At 68.1% G+C, this 12791-nt stretch carries 15 protein-coding genes; 3 read left to right on the top strand and 12 right to left on the bottom strand.

Annotated elements, in window-relative coordinates; all coding sequences use genetic code 11:
• Positions 1-2: 2 nt before the first annotated feature.
• The 4 genes from G6N46_RS23250 to G6N46_RS23235 form a co-directional block, all read right to left on the bottom strand.
• Positions 3-611, bottom strand: a complete 609-nt coding sequence (locus tag G6N46_RS23250; RefSeq protein WP_073695362.1) for a histidine phosphatase family protein — start codon at positions 609-611, stop codon at positions 3-5.
• A complete protein-coding gene (hemL, locus tag G6N46_RS23245; RefSeq protein WP_138250579.1) occupies positions 608-1912 on the bottom strand; it encodes a glutamate-1-semialdehyde 2,1-aminomutase in 1305 nt (434 codons plus the stop codon). The genes G6N46_RS23250 and hemL overlap by 4 nt, the downstream gene beginning before the upstream one ends.
• A 393-nt stretch (positions 1913-2305) precedes the next feature.
• On the bottom strand, positions 2306-2692 hold the full coding sequence (locus G6N46_RS23240; RefSeq protein ID WP_061004059.1) for a pyridoxamine 5'-phosphate oxidase family protein: 387 nt from the start codon (positions 2690-2692) through the stop codon (positions 2306-2308).
• 16 nt (positions 2693-2708) lie between these two features.
• Positions 2709-4037 (bottom strand): aspartate aminotransferase family protein, encoded by a 1329-nt coding sequence (locus G6N46_RS23235; RefSeq protein WP_064858637.1) that lies wholly within the window; start codon positions 4035-4037, stop codon positions 2709-2711.
• 127 nt (positions 4038-4164) lie between these two features.
• Here G6N46_RS23235 and G6N46_RS23230 point away from each other — a divergent pair, with 127 nt between their 5' ends.
• Positions 4165-4545, top strand: a complete 381-nt coding sequence (locus G6N46_RS23230; protein WP_138250580.1) for a nitroreductase family deazaflavin-dependent oxidoreductase — start codon at positions 4165-4167, stop codon at positions 4543-4545.
• A 138-nt stretch (positions 4546-4683) separates the two neighbouring features.
• Here G6N46_RS23230 and G6N46_RS23225 read toward each other — a convergent pair whose 3' ends face one another.
• Complete coding sequence (locus G6N46_RS23225; RefSeq protein ID WP_322790404.1) at positions 4684-6042, bottom strand: IS1380 family transposase; 1359 nt, start codon at positions 6040-6042, stop codon at positions 4684-4686.
• Positions 6043-6163: 121 nt separating this feature from the next.
• Positions 6164-6550, bottom strand: a complete 387-nt coding sequence (locus G6N46_RS23220; RefSeq protein WP_064858689.1) for a carboxymuconolactone decarboxylase family protein — start codon at positions 6548-6550, stop codon at positions 6164-6166.
• 155 nt (positions 6551-6705) lie between these two features.
• Between G6N46_RS23220 and G6N46_RS23215 the strand changes: the two genes are divergently transcribed.
• Complete coding sequence (locus G6N46_RS23215) at positions 6706-7047, top strand: DUF485 domain-containing protein (protein WP_167526429.1); 342 nt, start codon at positions 6706-6708, stop codon at positions 7045-7047.
• Positions 7047-8678 (top strand): monocarboxylic acid transporter, encoded by a 1632-nt coding sequence (locus tag G6N46_RS23210; protein ID WP_138250614.1) that lies wholly within the window; start codon positions 7047-7049, stop codon positions 8676-8678. Before G6N46_RS23215 ends, G6N46_RS23210 begins: the two co-directional genes overlap by 1 nt.
• A gap of 7 nt (positions 8679-8685) precedes the next feature.
• Here G6N46_RS23210 and G6N46_RS23205 read toward each other — a convergent pair whose 3' ends face one another.
• From G6N46_RS23205 to G6N46_RS23180, 6 genes are all read right to left on the bottom strand, one after another.
• A complete protein-coding gene (locus tag G6N46_RS23205; protein WP_138250615.1) occupies positions 8686-9297 on the bottom strand; it encodes a TetR/AcrR family transcriptional regulator in 612 nt (203 codons plus the stop codon).
• Positions 9287-10144, bottom strand: coding sequence for an oxygenase MpaB family protein (locus G6N46_RS23200; RefSeq protein WP_138250616.1), 858 nt, complete (start codon positions 10142-10144; stop codon positions 9287-9289). Before G6N46_RS23200 ends, G6N46_RS23205 begins: the two co-directional genes overlap by 11 nt.
• Before the next feature lie 204 nt (positions 10145-10348).
• Positions 10349-11560 (bottom strand): acyl-CoA dehydrogenase family protein, encoded by a 1212-nt coding sequence (locus tag G6N46_RS23195; RefSeq protein WP_138250617.1) that lies wholly within the window; start codon positions 11558-11560, stop codon positions 10349-10351.
• Between the two features lie 10 nt (positions 11561-11570).
• Positions 11571-11813: a hypothetical protein gene (locus G6N46_RS23190; protein ID WP_138250618.1), complete on the bottom strand. Its 243-nt coding sequence runs from the start codon at positions 11811-11813 to the stop codon at positions 11571-11573.
• Complete coding sequence (locus G6N46_RS23185; RefSeq protein ID WP_135356125.1) at positions 11810-12310, bottom strand: transport-regulating membrane protein Mce1N; 501 nt, start codon at positions 12308-12310, stop codon at positions 11810-11812. Before G6N46_RS23185 ends, G6N46_RS23190 begins: the two co-directional genes overlap by 4 nt.
• Positions 12307-12711 carry a hypothetical protein gene (locus G6N46_RS23180; RefSeq protein ID WP_138250619.1) on the bottom strand — a complete coding sequence of 135 codons (405 nt, stop codon included), beginning with the start codon at positions 12709-12711 and terminating at the stop codon, positions 12307-12309. The genes G6N46_RS23185 and G6N46_RS23180 overlap by 4 nt, the downstream gene beginning before the upstream one ends.
• Positions 12712-12791: the final 80 nt, after the last annotated feature.

Genomic DNA, 12791 nt, shown 5'->3' with positions numbered 1-12791 from the left:
AGTCACTGTCCGGCCAGCTCCGAATATCCCCAGCCGACCATCTGGTCGCCATGGAAGTAGAACGACGTCACCGACGCCAGGTTGCACATCCGCTTGGTCGGGAAGTGGTGCAGGTTCTTGCCGAGCATCGCGCGGCGCAGCGTCTCGACCGGCAGCTGATGGCTGACGCACACCGCCTCGTGCCCCATGCCCTTGATCCGGGCGCGGTCCACGGCGGCCGTCATGCGCGCCGCGATGTGCTTGTACGGCTCGCCCCACGACGGGGTCTTGGGGTCGCGCAGGTGCCACCAGTTCCGCGGGTCGCGCAGGGCGCCGTCACCCGGCGAGACCCGTTGTCCCTCAAATACGTTCGTCGACTCGATGAGCTCGGGATCGGTGTCGATGGGCAGGCCGTGCCGGGCCGCGATGGGCGTCGCGGTCTCCTGCGCGCGTTCCAGCGGCGAGGCCACGACGTAGACGATGTCGCGCTCGGCCAGCCAGCCGGCGACGGCCGCGGCCTGTGCCTGCCCACGCTCCGAAAGGTGAAAATTGGGCTTGCGGCCGTAGAGGATCTTGTCCGGGTTGTGGACCTCGCCGTGCCGCATCACGTGCACGATCGTCTTGTCGGTCATGCGGGCTCCTGAGCTTGGGCGGCGGCCTGCGCGGCAGGGGGCAGCGCGTCGGCGATCCGGTCGAACGCAGCGTCGTCGAGTGCGGCCGAGACGAACCAGGTTTCGAAGGCACTGCACGGCGGGTAGATCCCGGCGTCGAGCAGGGCGTGGAAGAACGCCGGGTAGCGCCAGGTCTCGGTCGCCTTGGCGGATGCGAAGTCGGTGACGGGCGCGTCGCCGAAGAACACCGTCAGGAAGTTTCCGGCACGCGAAATCCGGTGCGCCACAGAGGCTTCGGTGAGCGCGTCGGACAGCAGCCCGGACAGCCGGTCGGCGTTGGCATCGAGGGCACGGTAGACGGCGTCGTCGGCGGCGCGCAGCGTGGCCAGGCCCGCGGCCATAGCGACCGGGTTCCCCGCCAGCGTCCCGGCCTGGTAAACGGGGCCCAGCGGGGCGAGGCGTTCCATCACCTCGGCGCGGCCACCGAACGCGGCGGCCGGCAGGCCACCGCTCATCACCTTGCCGAACGTGAACAGGTCGGCGGCGACGGGATCGAGTCCGTACCAGCCGCCACGGCTGACGCGGAAGCCCGTCATCACCTCGTCGATGATGAGCAGCGCGCCGTGCTCGGCGGTGATCTGCCGCAGCGCGGCGTTGTAGCCCGCGGCCGGCGGGACGGTGCCCATGTTGCCGGGGCTGGCCTCGGTGATGACGCAGGCGATCTGGTCACCGGCCGCGGCGAAGGCCTGGCGCACCGCCTCGACGTCGTTGTACGGCAGCACGATGGTGTCGGCGGCGGCCGCCCCGGTGACGCCCGGCGACGACGGCAGCCCCAGCGTCGCGATGCCGGAGCCGGCGTCGGCCAGCAGGGCGTCGCTGTGGCCGTGGTAGCAGCCGGAGAACTTGATGATCTTGGGCCGGCCGGTGAAGCCGCGGGCCAGCCGGATGGCACTCATGGTGGCCTCGGTGCCCGAGTTCACGAAGCGGATGCGCTCGACGGGCGCGACCCGGTCGATGATCTCGCGCGCCAGCTCGGTCTCGGCGGGCGTCGGGGCGCCGAACGACAGGCCGTTGACGGCCGTGGTCTGCACCGCTTCGACGACGGCCGGGTGGGCGTGGCCCAGGATCATCGGCCCCCACGAGCACACCAGGTCGACGTACCGGTTGCCGTCGGCGTCGGTCAGCCAGTAGCCGCCCGCCGAGGTGATGAAACGAGGGGTACCGCCGACCGAGCTGAAGGCCCGCACAGGCGAGTTGACCCCGCCGGGGATCACGGTCGACGCGTCGGCGAACAGTTTCGCGGAGACGTCGGTAGAGCGCATGGCCACCAGTGTCCCAGCCGCGCGCGAATGGACCAACTACAGGGTGTAGGAGCTGGCTCACGTTGGCGTGGGTTCGGGGCCGGTGACAGCCGAGATGGGCGAAATGGTCGCTCGACAGGACGCCCGAGCAGCCAATTGGTCAATGTCGACAGCGGGCAACCCACGGGCTACCCCACCAGCCACACGGGCCACTCCTGTGAGGCTCTCCCCCGACACCTTTCGCCCGGAGCCGTCAACTTTCCTTGACGTCAAGGAAAGTTGACGGGCTGAGATCGCACGTGTCATCAGAGATACGACACGCCTGAGCCGACACGCCGACGTCTCCCCCAACGTGCCGCCAGAGCGCCAGAACAGCCGGGAAGGCGATCTGTGTGCACCGTCGCGGTACGTCCGCTAGTTCTGCGGCGTCAGCTTGAAGACCGGGTGGTCGGCGTCGTCGGGCAGCTCGCGCCAGTACTGCTCGACGACCTTGCCCGCCAGCGGCCGGTACGCCGCGATGATCGGCGCCCGGTCCGCGACCGGTACCTCACTGGCCAGGTAGTTCTTCTTGCCGAGCGCCACCACCGGGTTCTCCCGGACGTTCTTCACCCACGCCGATTCACCACGCGTCGACACCAGGTACTTCACCCCGTCGACCGTCGGCACCACGACCGGGATGCGCTGCGGCAGATGGTTGGAGCTGCGGGTGACCGTCAGCGTCTGGCTGCCACCGATACCGGTCAGCCGCGCGATCGGGTTGAAGACATGGACGACGAACCACGGCGGCTTGAGGTAGGCCATGCGCCAAAGCGTATGGCTATACGGCGCTCAGCGCATCGTCCAGAATGTCCAGCCCGCGCTTGGCGTCGTCGATGCTGATGTTGCACGGCGGCACCAGGTGAAAGCGGTTGTAGTTCATGAACAGCAGCAGGCCGTTCTGCTTGGCCCGCGCGTTGATGGCGCCCATCTCGGGCGACGACCCGCCGTACGGCGCCAGCGGCTCCTTGGTGGCGCGGTCCTTGACCAGCTCGACGGCCCAGAACACGCCCAGACCGCGGACGTCACCGATGATGTCGTGCTTGTCGGCCAGCGCCGCGAGGCCCGGGCCGAACACGTCGGTGCCGATCAGCTCGGCGTTCTCGACGATCTTCTCGTCGTGCATCGCCGTGATGGTCGCGACGGATGCCGCGCACGCCAGCGGGTGGCCCGAGTAGGTGAGGCCGCCGCCGTACGGCTGGTCCAGAAAGCGCTCGAGGATCTTGTCGCTGACGATGACGCCGCCGAGCGGGACATAACCGGAGTTGACGCCCTTGGCGAACGTGATGAGGTCCGGGGTGACGTTGTAGTTGTCGAGCGCGAACCACTTGCCGGTGCGGCCGAAACCGGCCATGACCTCGTCGAGGATCATCACGATGCCGTACTGGTCGCACAGCTCGCGCACGCCCTGCAGGTAGCCGGGCGGCGGCGGCATGATGCCGACGGTGCCGGGCACCGACTCGAGGATGATCGCGGCGAACGCGCTCGGGCCCTCGAACTCGATGACCGACCGCAGGTGCGCCAGGGCGCGCTCGGACTCTTCCTCCTGCGTCAGCGAATTGAACTGGCTGCGGTACAGGAACGGGCCGAAGAAGTGCGTGGTGCCCTCGGTGCCGTAGTCGTTGCCCCAGCGGCGGACGTCGCCGGTGAGGTTGACCGTCAGCGCGGTGCCGCCGTGGTAGCTGCGGTAGGTCGACAGCGTCTTGTAGCGGCCGGTGTAGACGCGGGCCATACGGATGGCGTGCTCGACGGCATCGGCGCCACCGTTGGTGAAGAACACCCGGTTGAAGCCCTCGGGGGCGACCTGGCAGATCAGGTCGGCGGCCGTGGCGCGGGCCTCGTTGGCATGCTGCGGCGCGATGGTGCACAGCTTGGCGGCCTGCTCGGCGATGGCGGCGACGACCTTGGGGTGCTGGTGGCCGATGTTGGTGTAGACGAGTTGGCTCGAGAAGTCGAGGAGACGGTTGCCGTCACCGTCGATGAGGTAGCTGCCCTCGGCGCCGGTGAAAACCATCGGGTCGAGCTTCCCCTGGGCCGACCACGAGTGGAATACGCGGCTGCGCTCCAGGTCATAGATCCGGCGGGCGTCAGCGTTGGCGGGCGCAGGCATGCATTCCTCCTCGGAGATGAATCAGCGGGTTACGGGCTGGTGTGCGACACAGCGTCGTCGCCGCTACCGGTCGGTAACTTTACTCGCTCCCCTGGCCGCCCCAACCACGATGGCGCACGATGGGGACATGCAGATTCCGCAGTCGGTCGCCCGGTTCAACCGTCGAGTCACCAACCCCATCCAACGGCTGTGGGCCGGCCGCGCGCCGACGTTCGGCATCCTCGAGCACGTCGGGCGCAAGTCCGGCAAGACGTTCCGCACGCCGCTGACGGTGTTCACCACCGCCGACGGCTTCGCCATCCTGCTGACCTACGGCCCCGACCGCGACTGGCTCAAGAACATCACGAAGTCCGGCGGCGGCAAGCTCACCCGGCGCGGCCAGACGTACGACGTCGTCGACCCGCGGGTGGTGAGCAAGGAAGAAGCGGCCCCGCTCGTCACCGGAGCGCTACGTAAGGTGTTCCCGCGCTTGCCTTTCGAGCAGGCGGTGCTGTTGCGCCGGGCCTAGCCTCGATCTTTCATGTGGGTGGTGTCGGGGCCGAGGGTTGCTCGTGGGTTGGTGGATAAGTCGTTGGGCGGCAGGGGGTTCCGGCGTTGCTTATCGCCGGCGCTCCTGGTCCTTGGTTGTCGGGATGTGGGTGGGTGTTCAGGTGGTCTGTAGTGCGTGCCAGCCAGTTTCGATGAGGTCACTCCATGGCCAGCCGCGGGGCAGACGCAGGAACCGTCGTCGTCCCGAGCGCACGATCCGCCCGGCGACCGCCAGTATGCGCAGGCGTAGTCGTTTAGGTTCCCAACGTCTGGCGGGTTGCCCGGCGAATGCCAGCACTTGAGTCCAGACCAGCAGGTCAGCGGCCAGCATGGCGATCTGCAACCAGATCTGATTCTGAGCGAACCGGTGAAAGGGCAGATTGGTCAGGCCGGTGTCTTTGAGGTTGCGGATGCGATCCTCGGCGCGGGCGCGTTGGCGGTGGCGCACCTCCAGATCCGGGATCGACCAACCGCGGGTGTTGGTGGCAAAGCAGGTGATGCGCCACCCGTTGTCGTCGGTGAGGCGCAGCTGGGCGCCGGGGTGGGGCCGTTCACGGCGCGCGATGACCCGCATGCCGGGCGGCCAGCCCCGCAACGTGGTCGGTAGGTAGCGGGTCAGCTCGGCAACCTGGGCGCCCTTGCGCGGTGCGCCATCGCCGTCGAGGGCGGCGCGCCAGGCCTGGCGGGGCACCTTCGAGAGGGCCTCCACGATCGGGGGCATGCCGTAGAACCCGACGGTGTACTGCAGATTCAGGTCGGTGATGTGGTGCAGGAAATCTTTGACCCCACCGCCGGTATCGGTGCGCACCACCACGTTCGGTCGTTCGTGTTCGGGCAACTGGGCCAGCGCGGCATCGAGCACGGTGATGTGGTCAGCTGCGTTGTTAGAGCCGGCGCAGCCCGGCCGCAGCAGCCCGGCGAGGGCTTCTCCAGATCCGGCGTCGCCGTGATCGACGAACGCGAGCATCGGATGAAACCCGTACCCGTACTTGAATGTTGGGGTGGCTCCCTGTTTGTCGCTGTGAGCGGTGACCAAAGTGGCATCGAGATCGATGATCACCTGATCGCCCACCGCGCCACCAACAGGCCGTCGACGGGCCCAGACCCGAGCACGGGCGGCGGCCCGCGCGGTGCCGATCGCTGCGATCACCGCATCGACGTCGCCACCGAGGGTGGTGATCAATCGGGACACGGTGGCATCGGAGGCCACGTGACCGAACACCTGCGGCTGGGCCCGCGCCACAGCGATGTCGGCGGCGCAGTCACCGCCCAACGCGACCGCGGTCGCCAGATCAATCAGAACCTTGGCCGGATCGTGGGTCGACCGCGGCGCCCGCCACGGCGCCAACGCCGCTGACATGGCCTTATCCAGTCCCGAACAGTGCACCGTCTGCCGCAGCAGAACACCACCGGCTGAGGAGACCAACTGTTCGCGAGTGCCATCGACCACCACAGCACCACCTGGGCTACGCTTCACCTACGGAGTGCCTTTCCGCTCGGAGTTACTTTGGACGTCGCAATCCCAAGTTTCCCAAGCAGGACAGGCACTTCCGTGCATTAACAGCCCGTGTCACCGACCAAATCGTGAAACATCGAGGCTAGCGCGTTTCGTCCAGTACCTGCTGCACCACGCGCATCGCGCTCAGCGCCGCGGGCGCGCCGCAGTAGCCCGTGGCGTGGATGATCGCCTCGACGATCTCCTCGCGGGTGAGGCCGTTGTTGAGGCCGCCCCGCACGTGGCCGGCGAGTTCCTCGTGGGCGCGCAGCGCGGTCAGCATGCCGAGGTTGAGCAGGCTGCGGTCGCGGCGGCTCAGCCCCGGCCGGTTCCACACCGCGTCCCAGACGTGCTCGGTGACGAAGCGCTGGATCGGCTCCGACTCGGTGCCGCTGGTGCGGGCCAGCGCGCGGTCGACGAACTCGTCGCCCATCACCTGGCGGCGGGTGGTGATCCCGGCGTCGAACGCCGAACCTGGCTCGCTGGTCATCCCTGAGTCCTTCTCTCGATGTGGCTGCCGCCGACCGTAGCGCAGCACTCCGAGGCCGAATTCGGTGAACACAACGCGATACCGGTCGCGGGTGACCCAGCTCTCAATTAGGTTCATGCCCGATTCACCTCACAGCCAACTGCCAGGAGCCATCGGTGCCCGAAACCGACCGTCCCGAGAGGGTTGCCCCCACCGGGGAGCAGTTCCTCGCCATGCAGGCCAGCCCCGAGTTCCAGGAATTGCGAACCAGGCTGCGCCGCTTCGTGTTTCCGATGACCGCGTTCTTCCTGGTGTGGTACGGCCTTTATGTCGCGCTCGGGGCCTTCGCCCATGACTTCATGGCCATCCGGGTGTTCGGCAACATCAACGTCGGGCTGTTGATCGGGTTGGGCCAGTTCCTGACGACGTTCGTCATCACCGGGCTGTACGTGCGCTTCGCCAACCGCGAGCTCGACCCGCGGGCCGCCACCATCCGTGACGAGCTCGAGGGCGCCTGATGCACACCACCGTTCTCGCCGCCGCGACCGTCGGCAACCCCGTCGCCAACATCGGCATCTTCAGTGTGTTCGTCATCGTGACGATGGTCGTGGTCATCAAGGCCAGCAAGCGCAACGCCACCGCCGATGAGTTCTTCACCGGCGGCCGCGGTTTCTCCGGTCCGCAGAACGGCATCGCCATCGCCGGCGACTACCTGTCGGCCGCGAGCTTCCTCGGCATTGCCGGCGCCATCGCCGTCTACGGCTATGACGGCTTCCTGTACTCCATCGGCTTCCTGGTCGCGTGGCTGGTGGCGCTGCTGCTCGTGGCCGAATTGCTGCGCAACACAGGCAGATTCACCATGGCCGACGTACTGAGCTTCCGACTCAAGCAGCGCCCGGTCCGGCTGGCGGCGGCCACCTCGACGCTGACGGTGTCGTTGTTCTACCTGCTGGCCCAGATGGCCGGGGCGGGCGGCCTCGTCGCCCTGCTGCTCGACGTGAAGAGCCGCGGCGGCCAGTCGATCGTCATCGCCGTCGTCGGCGTCCTGATGATCGTCTACGTGCTGGTCGGCGGCATGAAGGGCACTACGTGGGTGCAGATCATCAAGGCCGTGCTGCTGATCACGGGCGCCGCGCTGATGACGGTCATGGTGCTCGGCAAGTTCGGGTTCAACTTCTCCGACATCCTCGGATCGGCCCAGTCCGCGATCTCGCACGCCACCACCAAGGGCGTGTCCAGCCGCGACGTCCTGGCGCCGGGTGCGCAGTACGGCGGTTCGCTCACCTCGAAGATCAACTTCGTCTCGCTGGCCCTGGCGCTGGTGCTGGGCACCGCGGGTCTGCCGCACGTGCTGATGCGCTTCTACACCGTGCCGACCGCGAAAGAGGCTCGGCGGTCGGTGGTTTGGGCAATCGCGTTGATCGGCGCCTTCTACCTGTTCACGCTGGTGCTCGGGTACGGCGCGGCCGCCCTGGTGGGTCCGGACCGGATCCTCAAGGCCGCCGGCGGCGTGAACTCCGCGGCGCCACTGCTGGCGTTCGAACTCGGCGGGGTGATCCTGCTCGGCGTCATCTCGGCGGTGGCGTTCGCGACGATCCTCGCCGTCGTGGCGGGCCTGACCATCACCGCATCGGCGTCGTTCGCGCACGACATCTACGCGTCAGTTCTCAAGTCCCACAAGGTGACCGAGGAAGAGCAGGTGCGGGTCTCCCGGATCACGGCGGTGGTGCTCGGCGTGTTCGCGATCGGGCTCGGCATCCTGGCCAACGGCCAGAACGTGGCGTTCCTGGTGGCCCTGGCGTTCGCCGTGGCGGCCGCGGCCAACCTGCCCACGATCCTGTACTCGCTGTACTGGAAGCGGTTCAACACCCGCGGCGCGCTGTGGAGCATGTACGGCGGCCTGATTTCGACCATCGTGCTGATCGTGTTCTCCCCCGCCGTGTCGGGCAGCAAGACGGCGATGATCCCGAGTGCGGACTTCGCGTACTTCCCGCTGGCCAACCCGGGCATCGTGTCCATCCCGCTGGCGTTCGCGCTCGGCATCATCGGCACGCTGACGTCGTCCGACACCGGGGACCCCGAGCGGAGTGCCGAGATGGAGGTGCGGTCGCTGACCGGCGTGGGCGCCGAGAAGCCCGTCGCGCACTAGGCCGCGGTCAGCGCATCGACTCCGCGGCCGGCTTGCCCGCCTGCCCTTGCAGCGCGGGCGGCAGGCTCGGCACGAAATGCCGTGCGGCGAAAGCACGGATCTCCTCGGCGCTGTCGAGCGCCTCGACGCTCGGCAACAGCAGCACCATCGCGGCGTAGCGCAGGATGGTGTCGGCCAGGTCGTTGACCGCCTGCTCGCCGATCCGGTCGGCGAACCCGTCCGGGAAGATGACGCGCAACGCCGCCGCCATCCGGCCGACCGCCGCGCCGTAGTGGCGCTGCATGAGTTCGATGACGAGCGCGGGTTCGTCCGTCATCATCCGGTTCAGGACGCGGTGCCGCCGGAACCGCAGGATCGACAGCGTGAATGCCTCCACATACAGATTCGACTGTGGCCCAGCGGTTTTCAGCTCGCGCGCGATGTCGTCGAACAGCACGACGTTCTCGCGCTCGACGACGGCCGCCACCAGCTCGTCACGGTTCGCGAACCGCCGGTAGATGGTGGTGCGGCTGACGCCGGCCCGGCGCGCCACATCGTCGAGCGCGACACGGCGGAAGCCGTGCTGCTCGAACTCGACGAGCGCGGCGTCGAGGATCGCGGCCGTCGCGTCAGCGGGCACGCGCGTAGCCCTGCTGCGCAAAGCTGTTGTACCGCACAGACATCGGCAACCGGTCCCACAGCCAGTTCACCGGCTTGGTGCGCCAGGCGGCGGCAAAAAGCTGGTAGGCGCGTTCCTGCCGGTCGGACCAGGGCAGCTCCAACAGGTCCCGCGCCCGCGGCGGGAGGCCGCCGGTGGTCAGGAACGCCGCGACGGGATTGAACACCACCGCGATGACGCGCCACACCGCCGGGTTGACGCCCTTGGGCGCCGGGAAACCCTTGGTCACATAGCCGACGCCGTACCGGGCCGTCTTGTGCGGCACCGCAACGTCATTCAGCATCCGGTCCCAGTACTCCTCGAATTCGGCGTAGGTGGCCGGCATCGGCCGGTCGCTGACGCCGTAGCGGCGGTACCAGGACTTGGACTCGAGGTAGATCTGTTCCTTCTCGGCCTCGGTCAGCCGCTTGACGAAGGTGTCCGCGAAATACAGCACCTGCTCGACGAACGTCGCGTGCGCCCAGTAGTAGGTCTCCGGGTCGAGCGCGTGGTAGCGGCTGCCGTCGGGCATGTCGCCTTTGATCTCGCGGTGGAAGTCGCGGACCTGGGTGCCGGTGTTGGCGTCATCGCTGCCGTACACGGTGCGGAAGATCGGCGGCAGCGAGCGCTTGATCCGCGCCGAGGTGTCCGCGAAGAACACCGAATGGTCCAGCACGCCCTGGCCGAGCTGGGCCAGCATGTTCTGCAGGACCGCCGGCCGCGGGCCGATCAGGTACATCCGGTTGTCGCCGAAGTACTTCCACACCAGCGAGTCGGGCCCCAGTGGCAGCGCGTCAACGAGCTCGGACTGCTCCGCAAGTTCGGTCATGCGGAACAGTGTTACAAATTTTGCACTCTGTAACAACCCTTACTTGAGCTGCAGCCCCTCGCCACAACCCCACTTCCCGCGAGCGGCCGTGTCTGCGGGCGACACGCCGCAAGTTGCGTACAAAAACGTCCCGCTCGGACCTGCCGAGCGGGACGTTCCTGTACATCGAATGCGCCATGCAGCAGCCGGCACGGCTCGCGGAATCTATTTGAGCGGCAACCCGGTGATCGCGCGGGACATCACGAGCCGCTGAATCTCGCTGGTGCCCTCGAAGATCGTGAAGATCTTGGCGTCGCGGTGCCACCGCTCCACCGGGTAGTCGCGGGTGTAGCCGTTGCCGCCCAGAATCTGGATGGCCTCGTCGGTCACGTAGACCGCCGTCTCGCTGGCGACGAGCTTGGCCATGGAGCCCTCGGCGTTCTCGAACGGCTGGTTGTTGCGCGCCATCCAGCCGGCCCGCCATACCAGCAGGCGCGCCGCGTCGATCCGGCACTTCATGGCGGCCAGCTTGAACGCGACGGCTTGGAAGTCACCGATCTTGCGCCCGAACTGCTCGCGCTCCTGCGCGTAACCCAGTGCGTACTCGTACGCCGCGCGGGACACGCCCAGCGCCATGGCCCCGACGGTCGGCCGGGTCCGCTCGAACGTCTTCATCGCCACCTGACCCGCCGAGCTCTTGCCCTCACGGGTGCGGGCCACCCGCTCCTCGAACTTCTCCCGGCCGCCGACGATCAGGCGGCCCGGCAGCCGGACGTCGTCGAGCACGACCTCGGCGGTGTGCGATGCCCGGATGCCGTGCTTCTTGAACTTCTGGCCCTGGCTGAAGCCCTTGGTGCCCGGCGGGATGATGAAGCTCGCCTGCCCGCGCGAGCCGAGTTCCGGGTACACCGAGGCGACGACGATGTGCACGTTGGCGATGCCACCGTTGGAGGCCCAGGTCTTGGTGCCGCCCAGCACCCATTCGTCGGTGGCTTCGTCGTACCGCGCCCTGGTGATGATCGACGAAACATCCGATCCCGCACCGGGTTCCGACGAACAGAACGCGGCCAGCTTGGGCTCGTTGATGTCGCCGTACATCTGGGGCAGCCACTCGCCGAGCTGTTCCATGGTGCCGTTGGCCGCCAGTGACGCGGCAGCCAGACCGGTGCCCATGATCGACATCGAAATTCCGGCGTCGCCCCAGAACAGCTCTTCGACGGCGACGGGCATGCCGAGCCCGGTCTCCTCGGCAGTCTGAGCAGCAAAGAACTCCATGGAGTACAGGCCGACCTTGGCCGCCTCCTGGAGGATCGGCCAGGGCGTCTCTTCGCGCTCGTCCCACTCTTCGGCGGCGGGACGGATCACGTCTGCAGCGAACTCGTGAACCCAGTCCCGGACCTGGCAGACGTCGGCAGACAGTTCCAGCGAAAAAGACATGGGCGACACACTACTTGGCGCGCCGCCACCTCGCGGTACCTACTACGGCGAGCACCCCGGCCAAGGCCGCCAGCAACAAGGACAGCGTGATGAGCGACGGGTCATAGAGCACCGACGTCTTCACCGGCTCGCCGGGAATCACCGGCGCGACGTCGGCGATCGACGACGCGGCCAGCCAACTCACCACGGCGCCGACGGCCGCCAGCACCGCGACCACGAGCGCACCGGCGGCCACGACCTTGTCGCGGCTCATTCGTCGTCGTCCTCGCCGAGTTCGCGCACGCCCAAGGCCTCCAACTGGGCCCGCAACCCGCGGTGACGACGCGCCCAGGCTTGCCCACTGCGCTCGCCGGTCAGCTTGACGCCGATCCCGGTGCGGCCGCGCGGCACGCCCGTCAGCTCCCCGAACGCCCGGTACGACTGCCAGCGGGGCACGTCAGCGCCACGCGCCTCCGGGAACATCCCGACCATGTCCGCGACGCGGACCGACTCGGTGCCCTGCCGCAGGTACTCGGGCGTCAGCTCCACCGAGGTGTGCAGCCGCGCCGCCTTCACCTGCAGCCCCAGGAACCCGGTGACGAGAACGAGGAACACCACCGGCACCAGGGGGTCCAACCGGTGCGCCGACCACAGCTGCATCGCCGCGATGGAGGCGCCGGAGAACGGACCGAGCACCAGCCACCACCAGCTGGCACCGACCTCGTGGAACAGAATCTGCTCGGCGTCGGTGTCCGTGGGCGCGTCCGTCATGCATCGGCCTTTCCGTCGAACCAGGTCTGCGCCGCCGGTCGGGTGATCGAGACCGTCCCGGCGATCAACGGCAGCAGCGCCACCAACGACAGCAGCTGCGCCACCCCCAGCAGTGCGAGGAGGCCGACGACGATCACGATGGCCATCGACAACGCCACCGCGGCCCGGCGAAACCGGTTGTCCCCCGACCGGGCCCGGCCCGCGGAAAAGGCCATGGCTGCGCCGGCGATGGCGGTGATGGCGCCGAAGCCCAGGACCAGGCTCCGGTAGGCGGAGGGCACCTCGGCGGTGGCGGTCAGCATGCCGCCGACCATCAGCAGCACGGCGGCCACCACCCAGCACCAGAAAGCGACGGTCACGGCCTGCGGTCGGGCCGGCGAAGAGGGCGTGGGCTCAGTCATATCCGGGCCAGCCTAGCCGTGCGGTCCCGCGCGAACAGCGGCGAGCGCCCCCAAACTGCACGCTTGTGGCGGCGTGTCGC

The sequence above is a fragment of the Mycolicibacterium phocaicum genome, assembly GCF_010731115.1.
Classification (GTDB): domain Bacteria; phylum Actinomycetota; class Actinomycetes; order Mycobacteriales; family Mycobacteriaceae; genus Mycobacterium; species Mycobacterium phocaicum.
Note: the sequence above shows the minus strand (reverse complement) of the source record. Positions and strands in the feature narration are given on the sequence as shown.